This is a genomic window from Vibrio sp. 9-16B-A1, from assembly GCF_056726165.1.
In genome coordinates this window covers 289,527-315,070 of record NZ_JBSDZD010000001.1, presented here as the reverse complement: position 1 = coordinate 315,070, position 25,544 = coordinate 289,527, and the positions used below count along the sequence as shown (strand labels likewise).

Genomic DNA, 25,544 nt, shown 5'->3' with positions numbered 1-25,544 from the left:
CCCGGGTGCGCCATTACCTGATTGAGAGAACACAGATATGACGACTTTAACCAACAACGTGAAGACGGCGTTCGCCGAAGTACTGGGGTATCAGCCAAGCCATCTTATTCAGGCACCAGGCCGGGTGAACCTGATTGGCGAGCATACCGACTACAACGATGGCTTTGTACTGCCGTGCGCGATCAACTACCAGACCATGGTTGCTGCCGCAAAACGAGATGACACCATTGTGCGCGTGGTTTCGGTAGATTATGAAAATCAGACCGATGAGTTTGACCTGACTCAGCCAATTGAGTTTGTTGAAAACAAAATGTGGGCGAACTACATCCGTGGTGTGGTGAAGTTTTTGCAGGTACGCGGCTTTGAGTTTGGCGGGGCAGATATTGCGGTCAGCGGTAATGTGCCGCAGGGGGCAGGCCTGTCTTCTTCTGCGGCGCTGGAAGTGGTGATCGGCCAGACGTTTAAAACCCTCTATAACCTGGAAATCAGCCAGACAGAGATCGCGCTTAACGGCCAGCAGGCAGAAAACGAGTTTGTAGGCTGCAACTGCGGCATCATGGATCAGCTGATTTCTGCAGAAGGCCGTGAAAGCCATGCGCTGCTGCTCGATTGCCGCAGCCTTGAAACAACGCCGGTTTCTATGCCGGAAGATGTGGCGGTCGTCATCATCAACTCCAACAAAAAACGTGGCCTGGTAGACAGCGAATACAACACCCGCCGCCAGCAGTGCGAGCAGGCAGCAGAGATTTTCGGTGTGAAAGCGTTGCGTGATGTGACTATTGAGCAGTTTAAGCAGCGCGAGGGTGAACTGGATGAAATGGTCGCCAAACGTGCCCGTCACGTGATCACAGAAAACGACCGTACAGAGCAGGCCGCCAAAGCCCTGAGCCAGGGGGACTTAGCGAAGATGGGGATTCTGATGGCCGAGTCTCACGCTTCCATGCGTGATGACTTTGAGATCACGGTAAAAGAGATCGATACCCTGGTGGAGATCGTTAAAGAAGTTATTGGTGAGCAAGGCGGGGTACGAATGACCGGCGGAGGCTTTGGCGGCTGCATTGTATCCCTGATGCCACCGGCATTGGTCGATGAAGTAAAAGCGGCGGTAGAAGCGAAATATGAAGCCGCTACCGGGCTGAAGGAATCTATCTATGTGTGTCAGGCGAAAGCCGGAGCGGGTGTGATTGCGTAACCAGTAATAGTTATCAGCCAGAAGCCCCAGGGGAGGGCTTCAGTGTTTGGGGAAGCCGGCGGGCTTCCCCTTTTTTTGCGTCCGTGAAAAGAGGTATTGGGTAGTTATGTTTCCGATAAGAGATTCATAGTCAAATTAATGGCATTCCTCCAGATGGTAATCGCCTCATGGTGCCATATTAAACATCATTTATAAGCTGGCTTATATTGTCGCCAGATTTCTAAATTGAGAGCATCAACTATAATCTGGTAGATATAACATGCTGGAAATAATGGCTTTTACCAATGGGTTCAATTGGACGCTGTTCATTAATGTCAGAATAATGCAAAAACAGGTCAATTCAAGGTTGCATGTTAAATCATGGTTTGTATAATGCGCGTCATTGATTTGACGTAATTCCTTTGTGGCTCGGTTTTTGAGGTTGGGTACGAAGGGGGCTTACGGAAATGACAACTGAATGCCCGGGTTTCGGGATAAACCTAACTTTTAATCGTGAGTAAAAAATGAAAAAGCTAGTTCTTACTTCTATCGTTGCTTCTGTTTTTGCTGGTCAGGCTATGGCTATGTCGGCACCTGAATATTTCACTACAGATGATGCTATTAAACATGTTGAACGTCTGGAAAAACAAGGTGCAACAGTTACTACAGATGGTAAAAATTACGCGGTAATTGAGAAAGATGGTAAGACCGCTGTTATCGGCACTTACAATAAAGATTACAAGAATGGTGTTATTACTGTTGTAGACGCTAAAGGTGGTATCCACAAAGTTGAAACTGAAAACGGTAACATTGTAAATGTTAACGGCCAGCACGCAGCTAAAGGTAACGGTAAAGAAAACGAGGTAATGATCGAGGCTGATCCTGCAGAAAATGCTCGTCGTATCGGTGATCTTGAAAAAGGCGCAGAAATTGCTGCCGGTGAACTGTATGCAGAAGGCCTGAACGTAGCCAAAGCTCTGGACGCTCAGTTCAATGCAGTAAACGAGCGTATGGACAAACTGGACCAGCGTATGGACGGCGTAATGGCTGGTACTCACGCGATCAACAACGCACGCCCATTCGTTCAGAACGGTCAGACTGCATTCGGTGTTGGTACTGGTTTCGCTGGTTCTGCACAGGCTGTAGCGGTTGGTTTCGCACACAGCTTTGAAGATTCTGCATGGTCTATGTCTGCTACCACTAACATCTCTACTGGCAGCAAGATCAAGACTGAAGCATCATTCGGTGCTGGTGTTCAGTACGCTTTCTAAGCCCTGCTGAAACCATAAAATAGTCCAAAAGAAGCCCGGTTGTCCTGCCGGGCTTTTTTGCATTTATCTGGCGGAGGATTAATCCTCTACCGGCCGCAGTGCTTCCCCCTCAAACTTCACGCCATCCCACCCAAATCGCATAAAGTTACGGATATTCTGATGATCATCACCATCCGGATTCCCGAGCACATCTTCGCGGTAATAACGTCCAAAGCAGGCGAGGGTTTGTTCCGGTGTTAACTGGTGCAGGCGGGCAAACGCAAAAATCTTGCACGAGCCGTTGTTTTGTCCGGCTTCGTTAAAAGTCTCACCATTTTGAAAAGCGGTTGGGGTGAACTGGTAGCTGGCGTCGATCGCAGCCATGGTCTGGCTGAACTCAATATCCTGTGGCCGGTTGGCAAGGTTGTCGAGAAAGGTGCTTAGTTCCATTAAGTTAAATCCATTTGATTAAAGTGCAGAGATGCAAGTTAGCTTATTCGCTGTGCATGTTGCAACTACTTAGTGTTTTTGTGCAGACAGTAAGAAGCCCGGACTATGCCGGGCTGATGGAGTTAGCGAAGTGCTTTGATAACGGCGATTGAGCGCTCAATCACTTCTGGCAGCTTGTCGACGTCGATGTTCAGTGACCAGTCCTGTTGGTTGATCACCGAGATACCGGATTTCATGTCACTCAGGCCGACCTGACCGAAGGAACCCAGGCTGACCAGGATTTGTTCATCGGCGATATAGTAGGTTTGCAGCCCGTAGGTAACTTTGTGTTTGCCCAGGGACATCATCCTGGCCAGTGAGGTGTCTGCAAACCGGTCATTTTTACCGTCTGTTGCCAGTTGGTAGAAGGTCTTACCTGCTTTTCCTGTGGCAATATACTGGTGGAACAGGGCATAGTCGACAGCACTCAGGTTAATGCCAAATGCCGGGGAAGTTGTTCCGTCAGACGTTTTGGCGATGCTTGAGTCATAGTTAAAACCGATCTCCTGAGCCAGCTCTTCCAACAACTTGTTGAAAGGTTTTCCTGTCACTTTTTCGGCGATCAGGCCCAGCGTATCCGTGTTCTGGTCAGTGTACTCCCATTTGGTGCCCTGGGCATGGCCACTGTTTTTGGCGTTTTTAATCGCATTCAGGTGGCCGACAGGTGTGCCTTTGGTCTGCAGGCCGATCTCCAGCTCCCACTGATAACCGGCTGAGCCTTCGGTGTGGTAGTCACTCAAAGCTTCAATGCCGCTGGTCATATTAGCAATATTGCGAATGCTCGCCGCGCCAATAGTGGTGCCTTTGAGCTCCGGCAGGTAATCGGCAGCACTTTTCTCGATATCAATCAGCCCCCGGTCTGCCAGTTGACCGATGATTACACCAGCGAAGGTTTTTGATGCCGACTGAAGATTGTTGGTCATGCCACGCTGATAACCGTTGTCGTAAAACTCAACCCGGAGCTGGTTATCTTTCAGGACGACAAAACCTTTGGTCTGGGTTTGCTGCAGGTTATCCAGCAAGACTTTATTTTTCCCATAGCGCATATCCAGTGGCAGCGGCATTTTAGCCGGAGCCAGCTTCACCGGCATATCTGATTTGGCCACTTCCGCCGAGCCAAAGGCTGCGAAGTCGTCCATATTCATGCTGACAAACTTATAGTAAGGCCAGCTCTGCATTTTGTGCATCGGGATGTTCTGCGTATCAAATGGCTGGTAGAACTGCTCAATAGGAGCGGAGTGACCAGCTGCTGAATTTGCCATTACGTTTGTTGCCATACCTGTCAGAATGAGTGTGATAAGCGTCTTTTTCATGGGATACCTCGGTGGTTTTTGTTGAGAACGGGGTTATTATCAACAATAATTTCAATATCAATAAATAGGGTTCCTATGGTGAAACCAGAGGGTTTATGATCAGACCTGAATTACTCAAAAGTTTTATCGCTGCCGCAGATACGGGCTCGTTCAGTGCCGCTGCGCGGCAGCTTGGAAAACATTTGGCGACGATAAGCGGAAATATCGCCCGGCTCGAAGACGAGCTCGGTGTGGTGTTGTTTGACCGTGAGGGTAAGTATCCGCAGATCACAGAAGCCGGGCTCAGTCTTTATGACAGTGCCAGAGTGGTGGTAGACAGCGCCGAGCGCTTCAGTAATAACGCATTGCAGTTGTCGCAGGGCACACCTGCCAGTCTGACTGTAGCACTGGATGAGAATTTGGACATCAGGGTGCTGAGCAGAAGCCTGGGCGATTTCCAGCGTCGCTGGCCTCATATCAGGCTAAGCTTTTTGCACCTCAGTCCTGATGAGATTTTCAGCGGAGTCAAAGAGCGTAATATTGATATTGCATTAACCCCGACTCTTGAGGGGAACAGCAGTTTCTATGAGTTTCAGGCTATCGGTCATATCAGGGCACGGCTGGTGGCGGGGAAGAGTCATCCTCTGGCGAGGAGGCGCAGGGTTTCTAATGATGAGCTGATGGCGGCTACACAGATCCTGCCGGATTCATTGCGCGCTCATCCCCAGCAGCTTGAGGCGGGCAGAATGTCTCCGTATGTCTGGTTTGCCAGCGGTTATCACGGCGTAACAGCAATGGTCAGAAACAATGTCGGCTGGGCGATGCTGATGAGTGGTAATGAGGAGTTGCCTGATGGAGTGAGTGAGCTGGATGCAGAGTTTGCTGCGACAGACTTTGCGATTCAGTATGACGCCATCTGGCAAAAGAACCGCCCGATCCGTGAGGTCGAGCGGTTTTTTATTGAGGCTTTTAAATCATTTATGATCAGAAGCTGAACTGGTTCATCACACCCGCCAGAATTTTATCAGCGATGTATTTGTGTGTTGCTGTCGTTGGGTGGGTGACACCCCAGAACACATACTTGTCTGACGTGTGGTAGGCACAGTCATCAGTCAGGCTGTGGCTGTACAGATAGTCCATCGCGCTGCTGCGGTTGATGTTCAGACACGCATCCTGGGCATTTTCAAAGCCGTGTGCTTTCGGATTGGTGGTGATGTCATCAAACATCTGCGCTGCGTCTACCAGAGCAACGTTTACGCCCTTGTCTTTGTAGTACTGCGCCTGTTCACGGATGTAGACGTTGAACAGTTTGATTTTGGCGCGAACTTTCTCAATCTCTTCCTGAGTCGAGTACTTGAACTGCGGCGCTTTGGTCGCATCCGGCAGGGTAAACAACATGATGTTGGTTGCACCAGCATCAGTCAGACGGATAAGCGCGCTGCTGAAGTCTGCTTTCACTTCTGAGACTTCACGGTTGTAGTTCATAAAGTCATTCAGGCCGAACTCCAGGGTAAACAGGGTACGCTCCGGACGGTAGTTCTTCGCCATCTTCATGTAGGTCAGGTAAGAGGTTACCTGATCGTATACGCCGGTCAGGGCAACGTACTGGTTCGTGCCGGCTGCACCACCGACTGCCCAGTTGTAGAGCGGGATGTCTTTGTCTCGCGCCAGGTACTCAGTCCATACCAGACCGTTAGAGAAACGGCCCAGGAACCATGAGTTCCGGTTCGGGAACATCCACTGAGACGCGTTAAACATGTTGTTGGTATCAGACAGGCTGTCACCAAACGCTACCATTTTATTGATAGTGTCCGGTTGGATGACAGGGTCGTTCGTCCACACAGAATGGTTGAATGAGATCCGGTAGTCAGCCACGTAGTAGCTCATATCTGCGGTTTCATGATCAACGCCAAGTGTGGCCTGACAGCGCTCTTTGATTTTGTCCTGGCTGGTATCGGTAAAGAACATGTTTTTAAAAGAGAGCGATGACCACCAGTAACCATTCACGGTGTAGTAATCACCGTTTTCATCGAGAGCCCACTCCCAGGTGGTAGCAGGATCATCGTGACTGGTGTGTGGACGATACCAGCAGCGAACATAGGTGTAGGTATTGTCTGCCTGGACGCTGGCAACCTGAGCTGCGGTAACGGCTTCTGGTGTCAGAGGTTCAGACGCGTATGCCACTGCAGGCAGGAGGAGGAAGGGTAGCAATTTTTTCATTGGTTTCTTCTTCTGGTTATAAATGACAATCTGCTAAGTTAATGATCAGCAGATGTTTTTTAGGAGGTTGTACCAGTTTTACTGGTATTTTTATTTTGCCTGCTGATGAGGTTGGGTCAAATCGTTTGTATAAGAAATGATTGAACCTGGTATAAAGATCGCTTTACCCACAAATATGGAAATAATCGACTGCTAATTAAGCCGGGCCTGAAGTTTTACCGGGGAGGATCAACTGGCGTAAAGACGGAGTTCACAAACTCTGTTATTAACCTGGGAAAGGAAAATATATCCATTATAAAGTCAGGGTTACTGCGTTGTTTGTCAAAAGGCCCAAATAACAGTAGCTTAGAGGTGGTTGCCGGTCTGGTCTGGTTACATTAATTGTAATTTCAAATGCTTAGTATAAAAGCTTTCAATTTAACCCCAGGGCTTAGTCTCCATACACTTTTCTCAAGCGTAGCAATACGCGGAAGCAATGAGTTTAATTACGATAAATAACAAAAGGAGACTGAGATGGTTACCATCGCGAGAGATCTCAGTAGTAAGAGTAAAACGGAAAAAGTAATGTACTATCTGGGCCTGCCTCTGGCCATGATAGTGCTGATGTTGTTCTATTCGATGCCAACCCCGGAAGGCATCACTTTTGAAGGGAAAATGTCGCTGGGCATTTTCTTCTTTGCCCTGATTCTGTGGGTCAGTGAATCACTGCCCAACTACGCTACGTCCATGGTGGCGATTGCCCTGCTGTCGGTACTCGGTGGCTGGTCAGAAAGCCAGGCGCTGGGTACCCTGGGTTATGGGGTGATCTGGCTGATGGTATCGGCGTTTATTATCACTTCAGGGATGGAGAAAAGTGGTCTTGCCAAGCGGATTGCGCTGGCGATCATTACCCGGTTTGGTAAAACCTGGAAATCGATTCTGATGTCTTTGATGGCAGCCAACTTCACCATCGCGTTTATTATCCCTTCCACAACTGCGCGGGCAGCAATGCTGCTTCCTATCGTGCTTTTGATCGCCAAAGCGTACAACGTGGAAAATGGCAATAAGAACCTTGGCCGGCTGCTTTCTATTCAGGGGCTTCAGGCTAACAATATCTCGACCAGTGCGATTGTGACGGCAACCGCGCCGCAGATCCTGGCAATTGGCCTGCTTAAGGAGTTCACCGGAGCTGACGTGTCGTGGGGAGAGTGGTTTATCGCGTCTGCCCCAATCGCAGCGCTGACACTTGTCGCTTCATTCTTTATCGGTCTGATGCTGTTTAAACCGGAGAGCAGCGCAAAAGCCGGGGGTGATGAGATCCAGAAAATCCAGCAACAGTATGATGAACTGGGCAAAGTGACCAGCAATGAGAAAAAAGCCGCGGCAATTTTCTTTTTGACCATCGGCCTCTGGGCGACCGACAAGTGGCACCTGGATATCTTTGGTTTTCAGTTCAGTCTGGTAATGGTTGCCATCATTTCTGCTTCACTGTTCTTTATGCCTTATATCGGCATTCTTAACTGGAAAGAGGCGAAGATACCGTGGAACCTGATGGTCTTTGCTGCCGGTGCGTATGCGGCCGGGGTATCCCTCAGTGAAACCGGTGTTGCAAGCTGGGCGTTGAGCGGACTGTTCTCGAACCTCGGTGTACAGCACATGAGCTTTACCATGCTCTATGGTGTGGTGATCGCAATCTCCAGTTTCAGCCACTTTGTGTTTACCAGTAAAACGGTCCGGACGATCATCCTGATCCCAACTCTGGTTGGTCTGGCTGAGACAGCAGGCGTGTCACCTCTGATGCTCTGTCTCCCAGCGGCGTTTACGATTGCAGACACCATCACACTTCCGCCGCACAGTAAAGCCAACCTTGTCTACTACAGTACCGGCTTCTTCTCAGTGAACAACCAGCTCCTTTACGGGATTCTGACCCTGCTGGCGAAGTGGTGCATTCTGTTTGCCGCTTCCTTTACCTGGTTCGCTTATCTTGGCATTACAGCGTAGGAGAGATGATGATGAAAAAGCTATTAATTGCTCTGGCGGCTTCTGTTGTACTGCCTGTATCTGCAGCCCCGTTTGGTGAGCTTCACTATTATCAGGAGCAGCTTATTCCGGCAGGAAAAGATGCTCAGATTGACGTACGGGTTTCAGCCACAACCTCTGATGATGGCCGTTTATATCTCCCTGCTCCTGAAGACAGCAGGGTAGCGGCTTATCAGGTTACAAAAGGTGTGAAAATGACGGGCAAACCTGTGCTGAGCAGTGTTCATGGGCGTCAGGTATGGCTCTATCAGTTTGAACAGCCGAACCAGGCGGTCGAACTGGAATACAGCCTTGACGCTGATGGTGTCTACAAAACCAAAAAGGCCAAAATCAAATACAGCCATCCGGGAGGGGTAAAGCGGATCAGCTATGAGTTTGAAAACACCTCGCCTGCGGTGATTGAGAAGTACCTTGGTGTACTCACTGTGCCCGAAGGCAACGAACTTTATGGTGTGGTTTCACCTGAGTGGTCTAAAAAGAAAAAGACCTATCAGGTTGGGACACAAGGCGGGCAAAAAGTCGTTGAGGTGGAGCGAAAAAGTATCAAACCGGGCGACACACTTAAGTACAAAATCCGCACTTACGCGCCGTCTCCTATGATCGAAAAGGTTTTGTGGCTTATCGTACTGCTGTTGTCCGGGGCATTGCTCTGGAAACGCCGTGACGTCATTACCACCCTGAATGAGACTGGCGAGCTGAGTACCGCTCAGGGAGGTAAACAATGAAAAAGCAGGCCTTGTTAGTGATAGCTGATGGCATGGGTGATCTGCCGGTAGAAGAGCTCGGGGAGCAGACACCGCTTGAATACGCTCATACACCCCATATGGCGGCTCTGGCTTCTCAGGGACTGTTTGGCAATATCCATCCTGTCGCGCCGGGCGTGCCGGTAGGAACTGATGTTGGCCATCTGGCGATATTTGGGTATGACCCGTATGAAGTCTATACCGGACGTGGTCCCATCGAAGCGTTTGGTGCGGGTATTGAGATGCAGCCTGGTGATATTGCCTTTCGCGGCAATTTTGCCACGGTGGATGATGAGTTTACCGTGCTTGACCGTCGCGCGGAGCGGATCACCGAGGGCACCGAACAGTTAGCCAGCGCGGTCGATGGCATCCGGCTTTCGGATGGCACTCTGGTGATCGCCAGGGCGCTCAGTGCTCACCGGGTTGCGGTAGTTTTCCGCGGTCCGGAGCTGTCGGTACAGGTCACCACCAGCGATCCGGGAACGGCCAGAGAGGGTGAGAAAGTGGTTCGTTCACAGCCTTCATCCTCAGATCCTGCTGCAGCAAACACGGCAAGGCTTATTAACGAGTTCAGCGAAAAGTGTTTTGCGGTGCTCAGCCTGCACCCGGTTAACGCGGCCCGAAGTGCAGCGGGCAGAAAGCCGGCCAATATGATCATTTTGCGTGGAATCGGGCCACTTATCGATGCCCCCAAGGTGACTGATGCCTATGGTATTCGCGGCGCCTGCGTAGCGGGGGACAGAACGGTTCTGGGCATTGCATCTATGGCCGGGCTGGAAGCGTGCTTTGAGCCCTCCTTTACCGCCGGGTTCGATACGGACTTTCTCGGTAAAGCTGATCTGGCGCTTAAGAAAATCCGTCAGGGTTATGACTGGGTTATCCTGCATATCAAAGCGCCTGATTTGGCGGGGCACGATGCGTTGCCTTCTGTGAAAGTGGAAATGGCTGAGAAGATCGATCAGATGCTGGGTTATATGTGTGAACAGCTGGACCTGAGCAAGATGTTGATTGGTTACACCAGCGACCACTCTACGCCCTGTTGCAGACGTGATCACTCCGGGGACCCGGTACCGAGTTTCCTCTCAGGCAGTGGCGTCCGGCGTCAGAATCTGGCGGGATTTGGTGAGCGCTTTGTAACTGCCGGTGCGCTGAACAATCTCACCGGGCGGGATTTTTTCCGGGTGCAGATGGACCACCTCGGTGCATATAAGAAATTTGGAGCCTAAACCGGCAGGGCAGCGCAAGCTGCCCTTGCTGCAGGAGCAAAAATGAAAATAGAAAACCTGGAAGCTTTTGTCCGGATCGCCGAACTGAAAAGTTTCACCCTGGCAGCAGACGCCTGTTTCTGCACCCAGGCAACCATGTCCCAGCGACTGAAGAACCTGGAAAATTACTTTAAGATCCAGCTGTTTGACCGTGTTGGACGCAATATTGAACTGACTGAAGAGGGGCGTCGGGTTCTGCCGTACTGCCAGTCGGCGTTAAACGCTATCGCTCAGTCCCGGGTGGAGCTGGAATCGATCAACGGCCTGGCCAGCGGGGAGCTTAAGCTGTGCAGTTCCAACACGCCGGGTACCTATCTTCTGCCTCAGATCATCGCAGATTTCCACCGAAGACACCCTGGCGTGAGTATCGAGTCCTGTATTCGCTATGCCCGTGATGTGATTCAGGACATTTCGTTTGAGGGTGAAGCCGAACTGGGCATCGTTTCCCAGCCTGAACTGCCGGAAAACAAAAAGCTGGATTTTGAAGCGATACTGCACGATGAACTGCAGGTTATCGTCGCGCCAGGTCACCCCAAAACAGACAAATGGCGTGAGAAAGGCGCGATTGCATTAAGTGAACTGCAAAAGCAGACCCTGATGGTTTCCAATGCCAAAAGCTCTATTGCGGCCAACCTTGAGCGGGCGTCCGGTAAAAGAGTGAGCTTCGCGGCGCTTCTGGTAATGGGGAGTATGGAAGCGGTGAAAAAGGCGGTGATGCTCAACAGTGGTGTCGCTATCGTATCCAAATTACTGGTTGAGCATGAAGTCGCCAGTGGTCAGTTGCTGGCTTTTGATATTAAGAACCTGCCACTCAGCAGAACCGTTTATCTGGTGACAAGAAAAAACCGCAGCCTCTCTCCGGCGGCAAAAGCCTTTGTTGAGGTGTTAAAAGAAGACATTGCCAGCAAGTACCCGGATCTGCTGGTGGATTAGTCCGGCACGCTCAGCAGGGTATACACCGGGCAGAGGCCTGCATGCTGAGCTTTTGGCCATAACCAGTGCAGAATCCAACGGACAGGGAAGCATTTACCTGTCATACTTCCTGTTGCTTCAGAGCTGGCTATGCTCTTCATTTTTCGCAGCAAAAACCTGCATTTCCAGCTATTTTTTAATCATAACAAGCATGCAGGTAACAGATAATTTGCGTATTTTCTTTGGTTCCGGCGGGTTAATGTTGCTCGGTCTTTTACTGAGCATGCCTTCGCTTGCGCTGGAAAACCTGAACTTCTATACCGAAGAATACCCACCATATAACTACCGCGCAGAAGGTGAGCTAAAGGGAATCGCCGTTGAAATGCTTATCTCTGCCAGCGCAAAAGTCGGGCACCCGGTTAACCGGGAAAACATCAAGCTTCGCCCGTGGCCCAGAGCCTACCGTCTTGTGCAAAACATTCCTGATACTGTGTTGTTTTCCATGGCCAGAACCAAAATGCGTGAAGATCTGTTTTTGTGGGCCGGGCCAATCGAGCGTACCCGGGTTGTGATGATGGCGAAGAAAGGGCGGGGGGTGAGTATTACCAGCCCCGAAGATATGGCGCAATACCGGGTAGGCGTGATTATGGATGATGTGGGGGAACAGCTTGCCCTTGAAGCCGGAGCAAGGCCTGAGAACATTGAGCGGGCCACGACCGCTGTAGCGCTGGCGAAAATGCTTAAACTGGAGCGGATAGACGTCTGGGCCTATGAGGAAAATGTGGCGCGCTGGAGTATGAAAAAAGCAGGGCTGGATGACAGCAGGTATGAAGTGGTGTATGTGCTTAACCGGCTGGAAATGTATTACGCTTTTCACCGGGATACAGATCCTGAACAGGTGGGATTACTTCAGAAAGGGATAGATCTGATTAAGCAGCCGGAGGCTGAAACAGGGAAAAGTGAATATCAGCGGATCATGGAGAAATACCAGTCAGTACCGTTTGCTCAATAGCAACCTTCGTTGTCCCGGATAATAACTTAAAAAAAGCCGGTGTATGGAGTGCACCGGCAACGGGGGAGTAGGTCAGTTATTCTTCATTGGAGCATTTTTGCTTTAACACCATGCCCTGACCCTGCTGGTGAACCGATAGTGCGAACTCAAGATCGTTATAGTTATGCCCGGCAACCGCAGGCCATACCGCCAGTGCAGACAGCTTTTCACTGCCTGTGTTAACCAGCCGGTGCGCAGTAAACGCCGGGATATGGTGGATACTTCCGGGGAAGACTGATTCTGCACGGCATATACCCGCTTCATCCTGAAGCAGCAGCAAGCCGGTACCACGGCAGCCAAAGTAGAACTCTGCCTGCTCTTTTCTCTCGTGGAAGTGACCCCGGGTCATATAAAACTCATCACCAACGCTGCCCGCTTCCAGGTGAGTAACGCCAAAGTTAAGCTCACCATCAGCGGTCTGCGGCGGCAGCATTTCAACCTGATAGATGATTTTGTCGGCCTCACTACCGGCATAAGCATTCTGATCGGCAAACACACCTTGCAGGTCGCGAAGCCGGGTGGCTTTGGACACCAGTCCGCAGCCATTGACTGTCCCGGTCAGAAAGTCGACGCTGGGGGGAAGTAACGGACTCATAAACTCTCCTTATCAGCGACCCGCATCAGCTCGCTGAAAGCCAGAAAAAGATGATAAAAAGTGCTGGCCGGCGCGTTGCTGTGCAGCGGTTGTCCCAACTCATCGAGGTGATCCAGCCAGGCACCGGGTGTTGGTGCGGGGCAGAGGTAGTAGTCAAATATCCGCTCGCATGCCAGGCAGGCCTTGTCCCGGTAGCGCGCTTCTTTCGTTTTCTCATACAGTGCCAGCTGGGCTTTGAGATACTCAGTCTGGCACCAGAGGCGGGAAGTCGGACGCAGTGCGCTGCCGTCTCTCAGCACTTCGTCGCGAACCAGACCGTTTGGGTTATGGCCGTGGCGGGCAGCAAAGTGTTCAAGTACTTCAAGTGCGTCGCTGACTTTGGTGTGGGTGAGCTTTTGGTAGTGACAGAGCAGCCAGATCCACTCGTAGTGATGACCCGGATCTACCCGATCGCTGAACGGGTGGTTTGTGCCCCAGTCAGTAGTAAAAAACTCGCCCAGACAGTCACTCTGCAAAATGTGTTGTCTGAACAGCCGGTAAAGCTTCCCGGCGCGTTCCAGCCAACGGCTGTCATCGGTGAGCTCATAGCTGACCATCAGCGCTTCAAACAGATGCATGTGCGGATTCTGACTGCGCATGGAATGACTGGTTGTCGAGGAGTAGTAGCCGGGCTTACCATCAGCCGTCAGGTTCTGCTCAAACCACAGGTAGATCTGCTCCATTTTCTCAAGGCTTTCGGCATTCAGGGTCAGATGGTAGTGCCAGGCAAATCCAAGCAGGGCAAACGCGTGTTCATAGGCATTGGCGCTGTGCCCCTGAGGCTGGAAAGCATCATCGATTGAAAACAGGTACTCATGCCTGCTGTTGTAAAATAGCGGCAGTCCTTTGCTGACGCAGTTGTTGAGTTCAGCCCTGGCATCGATAAGCCCGAGCTGTGTGGCGTGACTGAATACGTAGATTTGCCTTGGCTGAACCCTGAAACGGCGCACGTTTTCCTGATAAGGAGTGCCGTCCTGATAGAGACCTTCGGCAAACAGGGGCTCTTCATATCCTTGAGATAACCAGAGTGGCAGCGCTTGCCGGGTGAGCCATTCCCGGCAGCGCTGAGCCTGGTTTACCAGGCAGGTCATCAGAACAGTCCTGTGGCAACACCGGCGGCTGAGATAGCGACCAGCGCCAGCATGGCATTAACCGGACTGAGGTTTTTCTTGGCCATCGCGTACCAGGTACCAATCACGATAAGCAGCGGCAGCAGTTTAGGGAAAATACCGTCCAGCATCGACTGCACCTGAATGTTCACCCCATCACTGGTGATATACTCAAGCCCGGTGCCGAGGTTCACGTAACTGGCCGCGACGCCGCCCATGACGAAGACCCCAAGCAGCGAAAGTGCTTCTCGGATCTTGGCCGACTTGTGGCTGACCAGTACCTCGACGGAACCTGCGCCCATCTTGTAGCCCTTCATAAACAGGGCGTAGGAACCAAGAATAACAATCGCGTTATAGGCAACGATATAGAACAGCGGACCGAGGATATTGCCGCCTGCTGCCAGTGCCATACCGATGCTGAGCAGTATCGGGATAAGCATCCCCGGGATCATGGAATCACCGATACCTGCCACCGGCCCCATCAGGCCGACTTTTAGGGTGTTGATGGTTTCTCCGTCCACCGGCTCGCCGTTGGCTTTCTTCTCTTCCAGACCGACCGCCATACCGGAAATGATAGCTCCCAGTTGTGGCTCGGTGTTGTAGAAAGAGGAGTGACGTTTCATCGCTTCCTGGCGCTGGGCTTTATTTGGATAAAGCTTTTTCAGCGCAGGCAGCATCCCCAGACAGAAGCCGAACGATTCAAGACGTTCAAAGCTCATTGAGGAGAGGTTGTACATCATCCACGCCCGCCAGCATTTGGTCAGGTCTTTTTTGTCCAGTGAAACCTGTGCCTGGACTTCGGTTTTTTGGTGTGTGCTGGTCATCAGAATTCATCCTCATCGTCGTCGATTGCCTGGGCCGGAGCTGCGGTCGCTGGCTGTGGGTCGGGTTTATAGTTGTAGTGCAGCAACGCCAGCAGAGCGCCGATGATTACGAGGCCGACCATGTTGAGTTTGAGGAACACGATGCCGACAAAACCAACCAGGAAATAGATCAGCATGGTGCTCTCTTTGATGATCTGCTTAAGCAGAATGGCGATACCAACCGCAGGCAGAATACCGCCGAGCACGGTCATGGTGTTGATCACCAGATCCGGCAGGCTGGCCATAAAGCCTTCGATATACTGGTTACCGAAGTAGACCGCGATAAAGGTCGGAATAAAGCGCATTAAAAAGTTGGTGATCTGCGGGTAGATCGCGGTGTTCATGTAGACGCCCCGGTCATCACCGTCGTCCACCGCCAGGTCAGCCCTGTGGTTCCAGTAGGAGTTGAGTACCATCATAAAGTTAAAAATGATGGTACCTGCGATACCTATGGTCGCCGCGATGGCTACCGCAACTTCGACGCCCTGACCGGACATAATGCCCAGCGCTACCGCGGGGTAGGCGACAAAGTTAAGATCAGCGGGCATAGAGCCGCCCGGTGTCACCATCGCGATGTAGACGGCCTGAACGGCCACACCGACCATGATCCCGGTCTGAACATCCCCGAGTACGATACCTACCAGCATCCCTGAAACCAGCGGACGGGTAAGGGTATACCAACCCCCGGTCAGACCCAGAAGCCAGGGGGTGGAAAGGGCACCGAGATAACAGAGTATCCCGATTAAGACAGCTTCAAAAAACATAACTCAGTCCTTTTATTCACGTTATTTTTTATAATTTGGCTTGTGCGTCCTGCCAGTTATAACTGCTGGCGTCAGGTACAAGCCGGAAATCGATTTGATGGCCAAGGTCAGACAGATAATGGAACGCGTCAATCTCTTCCCGGTTGACACACTGGTTGCTGCCAATCGTTGTGGTTCCTTCTCTGGCGCTCATTGGCCCGACATTGATTTTGTTGTTCAGGTTGCTGATATCGATCCCCGCCCTGCAGATCGACTGCAGCGTGACCGGGGATTTGGCGATAACAAAGTATTTTTTGTCACTGGCGATTACTTTTGGCAGCTTGGTAATGGCTGTTGTGGTATCGAACAGCCATACTTTTACGTCTGTTACTGCGCCTTTCATCACCTGGGAGAGCAGAGGATCAGCGGCGACGGCGTCGTCAATCGCGACAATACCGTCGCACGGCAGCTCTTTGGCCCAGCGGGTCATTAACTGGCCGTGGATCACCCTGTCGTCAATTCTTACAAATGAAATAGCCATACACTCTCCTCAGAAATCGTCATCTTGTTCTTGTGTGTCGGGCTTTTGTGCCACGACTATGGTGCCCGCTGCTTCTTGCTGCAGGGTCGTTGCCACCTGGTATGGGTCGGACTCTTCGACGAAGTCGGCACTCATAAGCAGGGTGGGGAAGTTAATTCCGGTCAGTACTGCGACCGGGACTTTTAATGAATCATCAAAGGCGTAGCGGCAGGCGACGTTGTACGGGGTACCGCACTCCAGGTCACACAGTACGACAATGCCATCGGGTGCTTCCTGCTGGAGCAGGGACATCTCGCTGTCGAAATCACGCTTAAACTGCTCGATATCTTCCGAGAGGGAAAGTGCAGAGGTATGGCTCAGTGAGCCAAATACCATGGATGCGCTGTCGATAAGAGCCTGTGCCAGTGGGCCGTGTGTTGCGACAATAAAGTGAATCATGCTTACCCCCTCACATAAGCTTTGACAGTAGCGAGTTGTTCACCACAGCTCTCACCCCAGGGTTCGATGCAGTAGCGCCCGACGCTAGCCGGAATGATAAATGTCTCGGCGTAGTGCACCACGTAAGGTTCAAACTGGTCGTCAGGGCTGGTCACCAGAGCCTCCCGCCCTTCGACCAGATTGAGGACATTGACCTGGCCGCGGGTATGGTGTTCAACCGGTTTTGAGAACCAGTGGCGGCGGGTCTCAATAAACTCACGTTCGTGCAGGCCGGTGCGCTCTTCGCGCCAGCCGTCACCTTCATCAACCGGGGTAACCTGGTTGATCAGATTCTCTTCAACCCAGGCGGTATCGCGATCCCACTGAATAACCTGTTCGCCATGGTCGAGATGGACCGGACGTGGCAGACCGTCCAGGCCGAGCCTTCCCCAATCCCACAGTTTGAAGGTAAAGATATAAGGCGTAGCACTTATCTCCAGCACCATGGAGTTTGCGCCGGAGCAGTGAATGGTGCCGGCCGGGATAAGGAAGTGATCATGTTTCTTAGCCGGGAAACAGTTAACAAACTGCCCGTCATCAAAGGTCTTTTCACCGCGCTGCGCTGCCTGAAGAACGGCCATCATATCTGCCGGTTTTGTGCCGGTTTTCACCCCAAGATAGACGCAGGCATCATCTCCGGTATCGAGCATGTAGTAGCTCTCATCCTGGGTGTAGTGCATGCCAAATTCCTGCTGAATGTATTCGGTCAGGGGGTGAACCTGCAGGCTCAGGTGCTGGCCCTGCATGGTATCGAGAAAATCGAACCGGATAGGGAACTCAGCGCCAAAGCGGGCGTGAACCTGTTCTCCCAGCAGGGGCTGGGGTTTGAGCAGCACCAGATCCTGTGATGGGATCTCGACCGTAATATCACCAAAGCCCAGCAACAGGCTGTTTTCTTCCGGCACGCAGTCAAAACACCAGGCAAAGTTCTCTTTTGAGCGGTCAAGGTCGCACACCTCTTTCATCCACTGGCCGCCCCATACGCCCGGGTCGAAAAACGGAACTACCCGGAATGGCTGTTGTGTCGTCTGCTCAAGCCCGGCCATCAGCGCTTCACCGGTGATCAGTTTTGGCTCATGTCTGGTATTGGTATCGAGCAGAAAATCGCACTTAGGCAGCAGACGCGCCTTATAGCGGTCAAACACCCGCCACTCGATAAAGAAAGCGCGTTTGTAGCGGCGCAGGATATCTTCACTGTGGTTTTCAACGCCCCAGTTACCCAGTTCGCCGCTGCGAAAACGCTGCTGGATCTCCCAGCGGGCCATATCGGCATAAACCATCACATCTGCATCGGCAAACAAACCGGCGCCATGACCGCAGACAACGATCAGACCATCGCTGACAGCAGCTATCTCTTCGCGAAGCTGGTCTGTGCGGGAAGGGTCGAAAAACTCTTCCAGTTTATGGGGAGCCAGTACGCCAAATACTCTGTCGTCGGTGATGTGACGTTCCAGCATTTCAAAGATGTGTGTCTCGCTGTATTTTGCCTGGTCGGTCAGGAAAATTGCGGCAGGCTCAAGAGGGCGAATAAGGTTATCCAGCAGGTCCTGATGGTCGACACCGTGATAGGTATCGACAACCAGAACTTTACGGCCTCCGGGGGCGGGTTGCAGTTGCTCCCTGATTGCCAGCCAGCCCTGCCAGGCGTGCTGGTCAAATCCGGTGACATTCACGCAGGGGAATTTGTCATAATTGGACGGGTACTTCATAAGACATCCTTCTTTTTTCTTCTGCTGACATCTTACTCAGTTGGGTGAAATAACCACAAATTGGTTAACGTGTTTAACCCGACAGTTAAGCATTGTGACAGCTAAATCGGACGCTAAATGTCGTTTTGATCACGGTAAAAAATGGTCAATTAATCTCCAATTAAGGTTATTCGATTAACCTGAAATTAACCCGGAGTTTAACCATGTCCAAACCGACCATTGCTGATGTTGCCCGTCACTGTCAGGTTTCTACTGCAACCGTCTCCATGGTGCTGACCAATAAAGGGCGTATTTCAGACCATACCCGGCACAGGGTATTAAAGGCGGTGGACGAACTGGGCTATGTGTATAACCAGGCTGCGGCGAACCTGAGGCATAAACGGAGCAATCTGGTTGGTCTGCTTATCCCAGATATTACTAACCCCTTTTATGCAGAACTTATTGCAGGCCTGAGCCACTGGCTTGAAGAGCATGACTCGTTGCTGTTTCTCGCCAATGCTGAAGAGAATGTCGCCCGGCAGGATAAATTCATTGAGTCTTTGATAGGGCAGAATGCCGGGGGACTGGTGCTCTGTCCGGCTAAAGATACCGATGTTAACTTCCTCAATACGGTGCGCGGACGGGGATTTCCGATCGTACTGGCAGTAAGGCCAGTGGGTGAAGATCAGTTTGACTACGTCGGCACCAATAACTTTATGGGGCTTCAGGCTGCGACTGAGCATTTGATAAAGCTGGGCCATACCCATATTGCGTTTATCGGCGGACTGGAAGGCTCGCAGACCCGCTCTCACCGCCTGGGAGGGTATATGTCAAAGTTGCTTGAACACGGTATCTCCCCAAAAGAAAAGTACATCGTCAGTTGTGGGGCAAGCCGGCCTGAAGGGGCAGCCGCGACAAGGGCTATGCTGGAAAAGTATCCGGAGATCACCGCTATCATCGGCTATCAGGATATTGTGGCGTTTGGTGTGATGCGGGCAGTAAAGGATATGGGGCTGAAGGTTGGCAGGGATATCGCAGTGGTGGGTTTTGATGACGTGCCTGAGTCGGCCGATACTGCGCCTGCGCTGACCACTGTCTCTGTATCGGCTCAACAGATAGGCAGGGCTGCGGGAGAGCTGTTGCTGTCGCGAATGCAGGGCAGTGATAAGCCAATTAAGAGTCTGGTTTTCCCGCCTAAGCTGGTAGTGAGGAAGTCCTGCGGTGCACATTTGGCTGAACCGGGGAGTGAGGATGTCAATTTTTGATGATTTTTTATCAAAACAGGCAGTTGGGACTTGCATTGCTTCGTTTTGAGAGGCAACCTCGGGGCACAACAATATACAGATAGGAACAGATTGATGAAACTGGCTAAAGTGTTGCTGGGTCTGATGGCTGCCGGCTTTGCAACGGGTGCGATGGCGGACGTAACCATTAAGTTTGAAGATAACGTGGATCTGCTGGCGGTAAACCAGGAGCGACCGGACGCGAAAAGCGAGGGTCTGTTTAGCTCTGCTAAAACAGTGACCATGCCAAACGGTGAAAACCAAATCGTATTCCGTTATGAGCCGTTTTTTGAAGAAGGCAACGAGCGTGTATCTGTAAACAGTGAAGTGATTATCGCGAAGTTCAATGCAGCAGATGCTAACCTGACGTTTGAACTGCCAAAGTTCCGCGATGCGCGTACGGCTAAAAAAGAGATCAACCCGCTGAACTGGTCTTTAGTGGATGAAAACGGTCAGGCGATTGAGCTGAAAGAAGATACCCTGGTGCGCCATGGCTATCAGCCGGGCCGTGATTATCCGCGTGAAGCCGATGAGTATAACCGCAAAGGCGGTGTTGCCGCGCTGACGCTGGCTACTGTGACTCTTCCGGCAACTCAGGCCGCAGAAGTTCAAAAGAAAGCCGAACTGAAGGCAGCAGACAGCACCGCAGAAGAAATGCTGCATTTTTGGTACGAAAAAGCAGACGCTGAAACCAAAGCGCGCTTTAAGGCGTATGTGAATCAGCAGTGATTAGGGCTGATTAGCGATTGAGCAGCTTTCCCTGAGAGGGGAAAGCTGTTTTTATTTGGGTACTGGGTACTGGGTACTGGGTACTGGGTACTGGGTCCTAGGTTGACAGCCCCTGAGAGGCAGGAAAATAGTTTCTAGTTTCTAGTTTCTAGTTTCTAGTTTCTAGTTTCTAGTTTCTAGTTTCTAGTTTCTAGTTTCTAGTTTCTAGTTTCTAGTTTCTAGTCTCTAGTTTCTGGTTCCTTCCCCATACAACTCCAGTCCCGCCTTCAGATACTCCAGCATGGTTTTGCGCAGTGAAGCCGGTTCCAGTACTTCCACAACGGCCAGGTTTTTCAGCAGCCACCAGTGCAGCCCATTACAGTCACGTACTTTTGCCCTGACGGTTGTGTGGGTAGCGCTTTGCTCCAGAATCTCCTGACAGGCAGAGATCTTGGTGTCCTGCAGCAGGTGCTCGCCTTCGTAATTCACGATTCTGAGCTTTACACTGATCTCGCTGCCGCCGGAGAAGTAGTTCCAGTTCTTCTGGATCCAGGTTTTGGTTTCAAAATCCGGGTCGAACTCCGGGGCTGAAAAGCTCAGTTTAAGCGACTCAATCCGGTGAATGGCAAATGTCCGGTCTTCATTTTGAGGTGCTTTTTTGGCCAGCAGGTAAAACGAACTGCCGTGCTGAGCAATACCCAGAGGGGTTACGGTATAGCTGTCAGTCTGGCTGGCCCCCCGTTTGCGGTAGTTCATTTTCAGGGTTTTCTGTTCCAGCAGGGCTTTTTCAATAAGGTCGATATGCTCGTTGTTCATCGGCGCCTGTTCAAGCTGCATCTCCATTGGTGCATAGGCAAAGCGCTGACGCCACAACTGGTGTTTTTTGTCACTGTGGCTGTTGGCGTTGCTCAGCAGTGAGGAGACTTCCCGGCGCATGCCCGGAGGCAGCATGTTGAGGATCTCATGCTCAATCATTTGTAATGAAACTACCGAGGACATCGCACTGGGGTTGAGCGGGTGCGGGTGCCCGGGCGCTATCTGGTAGCGGTGGGGACGACAGTGCTCCAGCTTGTCAATGCACGGGTAGTCAATAAACAGTTTGTCCAGTACCCGCTGAACTGTACGCATCTGACTCCGGTGCTCTGCCTGGTCATCAATAAGCTCTCTGGCAAGCAGAATGTTTCGCAGCTCACTGCTGGTAATGGTGTCCGGTGCGCAGGGGATTGACTGCAGCGCAACCTGATACCGGTTTGATTGTTTAGACATAAAATCACCTCGCAGGAAAAATATCATACTCGCCGGTACAAAGCGACGTTTTGTGTCGCCTTTCTGGTGAATAATGCCTGTGTCATAAAGATTGGAGTCCGCAATGAAACATATTCTTTTTGCCGTAACAGGCCATCAGCCAGCTGTTGTTACTCATGCACTTAGTTCTCTGCTCAGTCAGGGGAATCCCTTGCCGGAACGGGTTGTGGTGGTGTCGCGAAGTAAGTGGAGTGATGAGGAGTATGCGTGCATCGCTGCAGACATTGCTGCATTTTGCACCCGCTCAGGTATTGCGTCTGTTGGGCTGGATCGGAATGATGTCATCGTAGTGAAAGACGGGGATAAGCAAACCCTGCTTCAGTCGCTTGCTTCAATCTGTCGGGATGAGCGCTGCCGGGTTATGGCGGCTGCGCTGGACTGTGGCACTAATCTGAGCTCACAGCTAAATGTGGCTATGTCGCTGTTTGGCCGGGAGCAGGATCAATTTTACTTTATGGTTCGGGCGGGCAAAAGCCGGTTCAACCTGGCGATGGCGCAGGTGGATTACCCCCTAATTCGTGAAATGTTGCCTCAGCCTGTGATGGCTGACGTTATTGAAGGACTGGCAGGTATGGCAGGAAGCGTCCGGGATAAACTTCAGATGCGCGTGGAGCTGAAGTGTTGTGCAATTCATGTGGGCGGGACCCGGGTAAAGCTGACGCCAAAACTGTTTGCGTTTTACTGCTGGATGCTGCGCAGGGAAGAGCTGGGGGAGCAGGAGCTGACCATACACCGGGACTTTGAAGAGGATACGGCTCTGGTTCAGGAGTACCTTCGTCATGCCTTTGAGCTGGTTACGGACCCGCGTTTTTACGAAACCTTTGGTGTAACACGTGAAGATGTTGCTGAAGAGTGCTGGTCCGGGCTTAAAGGTATGGACCGCAAATACGTTGAACAGTGCCGTTCAAATCTGAAGCGGAAATTCCGCGAAGTGTTACCGGAAGCACTGGCAGCTAAGATGATGGTTAAAGGAGGCCGGGCGAACAAAGTACACCGTTGCTGGCTTCGTCTGGCAGCGAATGATATTGATGTTGAGCTGGTGGCATAATTAAAAATATTACTGTTTTCAGGAGGTACGTTGCCCCTGAGTGGGAAAATTAAAAATCAACTACTCAATAAATGTCCTGAAGTAATTTTATAACCATGGCTAATCAAAACGATAACTTACTAATGGGTAAGATAATAGTGGTATGTATCATCTGATTTATCACATCAGGTAATATGACCTGTGCAAAATAATAAATAAAGCACTTTACACCGTTCGGTTTGCGCCTAAAATGTCGCCTCCTGTTCTGTTTTGAGACTATTTCATGAAACCAACGCGTTATGGCGACGTGATGGCGGCGATCGCATTTCTGATTTGGGGTATGTTGCCCCTGTATTATCAATTTCTGCCCAATGCAGCTATGGATGAGATGCTGGCAATCCGGCTGATCGGCTCGGTACCACTTGGTCTGTTGATCATTGTTGCCATACAGGGGAGTATGCCCTGTATGAAGAGCATTATTGCTGACCGGCGCTCAATGGCTTATGCCTTTGTTGCCAGCTGCCTGATGTGTGTTTCCTGGTACGCGTTTACCTGGGCGATCACCCATGAAAGGGTGATGGATGCAAGCCTGGGCTTTTTTATCAGTCCTCTGACCATGGTTGCACTTGGGGTGCTGGTGCTTAAAGAAAAACTGACTCCGGGCAAAAAGATTGGTGTTCTTCTCGCCGCCGTGGGGCTTGGTTATCAGATCTTCATGTATGGTCAGGTGCCGGTGGTGGCGATCACTATGGCGGTGTTTTTCACTCTGTATGGATGGTGCAAGAAGAAAGTCGCGTATGACTGGAGTACCTGCCTGTTCATGGAAGCGTTGCTGCTGACGCCGGTGGCTGTCGCGTATCTGGCCTTCAAAGCCGTAACGACAGGCAGTGAGGCACTCAGTGCTGAAATTCCGGTGTTCCTGCTTTATTTGGGCTCAGCACCAATGACACTGCTGCCACTGGTGTTTTATTCAATTGCGATTCGCCATACCAACATGTCTAATGTCGGGCTGATGCAGTACATTGAACCCAGCCTGCAATTCGTGTTGGCGGTTGTCCTGTTTGGTGAAGCGTTTGATGGAGTGAAGGCCATCAGCTTTGGCTTTATCTGGCTTGGGCTTATCCTGACGATTGTGGAAGCATTCCACCTCCGAAACCGTCAGCCAGCACCGAAAAAGGCTAAAGCTGCTCCTCAATCGGCAGTACACCACTAAACCATGCTCCAATCCGGCGCCAGATACTGGCGCCCGGTTCATGGTCGTATTGCTGGCCACTGGAATGGTCTGTCCAAATCAGCTCATCATCTTTGACGGTCAGTTGGAAAGCTGCCCGGCGTAACAGCAGCGGCAGATCCTCGTATATATGTTCGCAGTATCCAGGATGGGTGATCAGCACGCCCATTTCTGTATTCAGCGCAACTGAGCGTGGATCCCAGTTCATAGAGCCAACAAACAGTTTTCGGCGGTCCATCACCACTGCTTTGGCGTGCAGGCTGGAGTGGCTGCTGCCGGTAAAACTCCAGTGCTGTTTGATTTGGGCGTCCGCCTTGATTTCCCACAACTCAATACCGCCATTGATCAGATCTTTGCGATACTTGGCGTACCAGCCGTGAACGGCAAATACGTCATTTGAAGCGAGTGAGTTGGTCACGACAATGATCTCAATGCCACGCCGGGAAGCGGCCACCAGTTGTTCAGTTCCTTCCTGTGTCGGAACAAAGTAGGGGGAGATGATCAGCAGTGACTGGCTGGTTTGACTCAAAACCGCGCCAAGACTGTCGATCAGTGAGCTGTCATCACCGGTCATTTTTTCCGGTCTGTCGTAGAGGATGCTTGCTTTTCCCCAATAGAACTCAATCTCTCCGTTAATGAAGTTCTGGTAGAGCGGCAGCCGGGTAAAGTCGTACTTGTCGTGAGAAAAGGTAGCACTGAGCTGTGATTCCTCATTCCACTTTTCAATAAGCTCAGGTGTTATCGTTCTCTGTTCGCCATTGAGCCACTCAGCCGGTACGGCATACTCGCTGTTCCAGTAGAGGTCGAACTGCTCCCCGATCGCTTCGACACTGGTGCCGACCAGCATTAAGTCGAAGTCACCAAACTCCACACCGCCGGATACCGAAAAGTACTCATTGCCAATGTTGCGGCCACCGATGATGCTGGCGATTCCGTCAACGCTCAGGGACTTGTTATGCATCCGGCGGTTGAGACGGTCAAAGTCGCTGACCATAGCCAGTGTACGGGCGCTGCGGTATTGATGGGGGTTAAACAAACGTACTTCGATGTTTGGATGGTTGGCAAACAGTGCCATTTCATCATCATTGCGGTTTTGCATGTCGTCGAGCAGTACCCGGACACGGACACCACGCTCTGCGGCTTCATACAGTTTCCAGCTGATCAGCTGGCTTGATTCATCTTCCCGGTAGATATAGTACTGAATATCAATCGCGTGCTCAGCGGCTTCGATCAGTGCAAGGCGGGCGAGCAGGGCATCGTGGCCCAGGTTAAGAGGCAGAAATCCGGTTTGAGACTGGCGCTGATCTCTGTCGAGATCCAGGTAGCTATCCAGCCCGGAGTGTTCGGCATAGCTTTAATGTATGGAAATGCTTTTCTCTGCGCGTGACGGGTCGATGCCGGAGGCGCAGCCTGACAGCAGCAGAATAAGGAAGCAAGATAGCAGTCGCATTGAGATTAATCGTCAGTCCAGTTTTCGGCGCATATTATGCCTTATCTCAACAGTCAGTACAGTATGTTCTTCC

General features: G+C 51.3%; 23 protein-coding genes and 1 pseudogene. 12 read left to right on the top strand and 12 right to left on the bottom strand.

The features are described from left to right. Window positions 1–37: 37 nt before the first annotated feature. Complete coding sequence (galK, locus tag ACVB80_RS01485) at window positions 38–1,192, top strand: galactokinase (RefSeq protein ID WP_481079483.1); 1,155 nt, start codon at window positions 38–40, stop codon at window positions 1,190–1,192. Window positions 1,193–1,695: 503 nt separating this feature from the next. Beyond that, window positions 1,696–2,442, top strand: coding sequence for a YadA-like family protein (locus tag ACVB80_RS01480; protein ID WP_481079482.1), 747 nt, complete (start codon window positions 1,696–1,698; stop codon window positions 2,440–2,442). A 78-nt stretch (window positions 2,443–2,520) separates the two neighbouring features. On the opposite strand, the gene ACVB80_RS01475 is transcribed toward ACVB80_RS01480, so the two are convergent. Next, a complete protein-coding gene (locus tag ACVB80_RS01475; protein ID WP_481079481.1) occupies window positions 2,521–2,871 on the bottom strand; it encodes a HopJ type III effector protein in 351 nt (116 codons plus the stop codon). Window positions 2,872–2,993: 122 nt separating this feature from the next. Then, entirely contained in the window at window positions 2,994–4,223 is a 1,230-nt protein-coding gene (locus ACVB80_RS01470) for a serine hydrolase domain-containing protein (protein ID WP_481079480.1), read from the bottom strand. Window positions 4,224–4,318: 95 nt separating this feature from the next. On the opposite strand from ACVB80_RS01470, the gene ACVB80_RS01465 reads away from it, so the two are divergent. Continuing rightward, on the top strand, window positions 4,319–5,197 hold the full coding sequence (locus ACVB80_RS01465; RefSeq protein ID WP_481079479.1) for a LysR family transcriptional regulator: 879 nt from the start codon (window positions 4,319–4,321) through the stop codon (window positions 5,195–5,197). On the opposite strand, the gene ACVB80_RS01460 is transcribed toward ACVB80_RS01465, so the two are convergent. Beyond that, window positions 5,187–6,422 carry an SGNH/GDSL hydrolase family protein gene (locus tag ACVB80_RS01460; RefSeq protein ID WP_481079478.1) on the bottom strand — a complete coding sequence of 412 codons (1,236 nt, stop codon included), beginning with the start codon at window positions 6,420–6,422 and terminating at the stop codon, window positions 5,187–5,189. The two genes, ACVB80_RS01465 and ACVB80_RS01460, sit on opposite strands and share 11 nt — an antisense overlap. A 513-nt stretch (window positions 6,423–6,935) precedes the next feature. Between ACVB80_RS01460 and ACVB80_RS01455 the strand changes: the two genes are divergently transcribed. The 5 genes from ACVB80_RS01455 to ACVB80_RS01435 all read left to right on the top strand — a co-directional run bounded on the left by ACVB80_RS01455 (window position 6,936) and on the right by ACVB80_RS01435 (window position 12,373). Next, window positions 6,936–8,402 carry an SLC13 family permease gene (locus ACVB80_RS01455; protein WP_481079477.1) on the top strand — a complete coding sequence of 489 codons (1,467 nt, stop codon included), beginning with the start codon at window positions 6,936–6,938 and terminating at the stop codon, window positions 8,400–8,402. Window positions 8,403–8,413: 11 nt separating this feature from the next. After that, window positions 8,414–9,166: a hypothetical protein gene (locus ACVB80_RS01450; RefSeq protein ID WP_481079476.1), complete on the top strand. Its 753-nt coding sequence runs from the start codon at window positions 8,414–8,416 to the stop codon at window positions 9,164–9,166. Beyond that, window positions 9,163–10,410 carry a 2,3-bisphosphoglycerate-independent phosphoglycerate mutase gene (gene apgM, locus ACVB80_RS01445; protein ID WP_481079475.1) on the top strand — a complete coding sequence of 416 codons (1,248 nt, stop codon included), beginning with the start codon at window positions 9,163–9,165 and terminating at the stop codon, window positions 10,408–10,410. The genes ACVB80_RS01450 and apgM overlap by 4 nt, the downstream gene beginning before the upstream one ends. A 42-nt stretch (window positions 10,411–10,452) precedes the next feature. After that, entirely contained in the window at window positions 10,453–11,382 is a 930-nt protein-coding gene (locus tag ACVB80_RS01440) for a LysR substrate-binding domain-containing protein (RefSeq protein WP_481079474.1), read from the top strand. Between the two features lie 238 nt (window positions 11,383–11,620). Further along, window positions 11,621–12,373: a substrate-binding periplasmic protein gene (locus ACVB80_RS01435; RefSeq protein ID WP_481079473.1), complete on the top strand. Its 753-nt coding sequence runs from the start codon at window positions 11,621–11,623 to the stop codon at window positions 12,371–12,373. Between the two features lie 76 nt (window positions 12,374–12,449). On the opposite strand, the gene ACVB80_RS01430 is transcribed toward ACVB80_RS01435, so the two are convergent. The 7 genes from ACVB80_RS01430 to ACVB80_RS01400 are packed head-to-tail and all read right to left on the bottom strand — an operon-like array spanning window position 12,450 to window position 18,488. Continuing rightward, window positions 12,450–13,007 (bottom strand): glucose-6-phosphate isomerase family protein, encoded by a 558-nt coding sequence (locus ACVB80_RS01430; protein WP_481079472.1) that lies wholly within the window; start codon window positions 13,005–13,007, stop codon window positions 12,450–12,452. Then, complete coding sequence (locus tag ACVB80_RS01425) at window positions 13,004–14,137, bottom strand: AGE family epimerase/isomerase (protein ID WP_481079471.1); 1,134 nt, start codon at window positions 14,135–14,137, stop codon at window positions 13,004–13,006. Before ACVB80_RS01425 ends, ACVB80_RS01430 begins: the two co-directional genes overlap by 4 nt. Continuing rightward, a complete protein-coding gene (locus ACVB80_RS01420; RefSeq protein ID WP_481079470.1) occupies window positions 14,137–14,979 on the bottom strand; it encodes a PTS system mannose/fructose/sorbose family transporter subunit IID in 843 nt (280 codons plus the stop codon). Before ACVB80_RS01420 ends, ACVB80_RS01425 begins: the two co-directional genes overlap by 1 nt. Next, window positions 14,979–15,782 (bottom strand): PTS mannose/fructose/sorbose/N-acetylgalactosamine transporter subunit IIC, encoded by an 804-nt coding sequence (locus ACVB80_RS01415; RefSeq protein ID WP_481079469.1) that lies wholly within the window; start codon window positions 15,780–15,782, stop codon window positions 14,979–14,981. The genes ACVB80_RS01420 and ACVB80_RS01415 overlap by 1 nt, the downstream gene beginning before the upstream one ends. A 28-nt stretch (window positions 15,783–15,810) precedes the next feature. Continuing rightward, a complete protein-coding gene (locus ACVB80_RS01410) occupies window positions 15,811–16,302 on the bottom strand; it encodes a PTS sugar transporter subunit IIB (RefSeq protein WP_481079468.1) in 492 nt (163 codons plus the stop codon). Between the two features lie 9 nt (window positions 16,303–16,311). Continuing rightward, entirely contained in the window at window positions 16,312–16,740 is a 429-nt protein-coding gene (locus ACVB80_RS01405) for a PTS sugar transporter subunit IIA (RefSeq protein WP_481079467.1), read from the bottom strand. Between the two features lie 2 nt (window positions 16,741–16,742). Continuing rightward, a complete protein-coding gene (locus tag ACVB80_RS01400; protein WP_481079466.1) occupies window positions 16,743–18,488 on the bottom strand; it encodes a class I mannose-6-phosphate isomerase in 1,746 nt (581 codons plus the stop codon). Between the two features lie 203 nt (window positions 18,489–18,691). Between ACVB80_RS01400 and ACVB80_RS01395 the strand changes: the two genes are divergently transcribed. Next, window positions 18,692–19,732, top strand: a complete 1,041-nt coding sequence (locus tag ACVB80_RS01395; RefSeq protein ID WP_481079465.1) for a LacI family DNA-binding transcriptional regulator — start codon at window positions 18,692–18,694, stop codon at window positions 19,730–19,732. A gap of 93 nt (window positions 19,733–19,825) precedes the next feature. Next, entirely contained in the window at window positions 19,826–20,479 is a 654-nt protein-coding gene (locus ACVB80_RS01390; RefSeq protein WP_481079464.1) for a DUF2057 family protein, read from the top strand. Between the two features lie 225 nt (window positions 20,480–20,704). Here the strand turns inward: ACVB80_RS01390 and ACVB80_RS01385 are convergent, their stop codons facing one another. Next, complete coding sequence (locus ACVB80_RS01385; protein ID WP_481079463.1) at window positions 20,705–21,724, bottom strand: helix-turn-helix transcriptional regulator; 1,020 nt, start codon at window positions 21,722–21,724, stop codon at window positions 20,705–20,707. A 103-nt stretch (window positions 21,725–21,827) separates the two neighbouring features. Here ACVB80_RS01385 and ACVB80_RS01380 point away from each other — a divergent pair, with 103 nt between their 5' ends. Continuing rightward, complete coding sequence (locus ACVB80_RS01380) at window positions 21,828–22,811, top strand: hypothetical protein (RefSeq protein WP_481079462.1); 984 nt, start codon at window positions 21,828–21,830, stop codon at window positions 22,809–22,811. Window positions 22,812–23,073: 262 nt separating this feature from the next. Continuing rightward, window positions 23,074–24,003: an EamA family transporter RarD gene (rarD, locus tag ACVB80_RS01375; protein WP_481079461.1), complete on the top strand. Its 930-nt coding sequence runs from the start codon at window positions 23,074–23,076 to the stop codon at window positions 24,001–24,003. Here rarD and ACVB80_RS01370 read toward each other — a convergent pair. Then, window positions 23,969–25,471 (bottom strand): annotated as a pseudogene (locus ACVB80_RS01370) (phospholipase D family protein). The gene rarD and the pseudogene ACVB80_RS01370 overlap by 35 nt on opposite strands. Window positions 25,472–25,544: the final 73 nt, after the last annotated feature.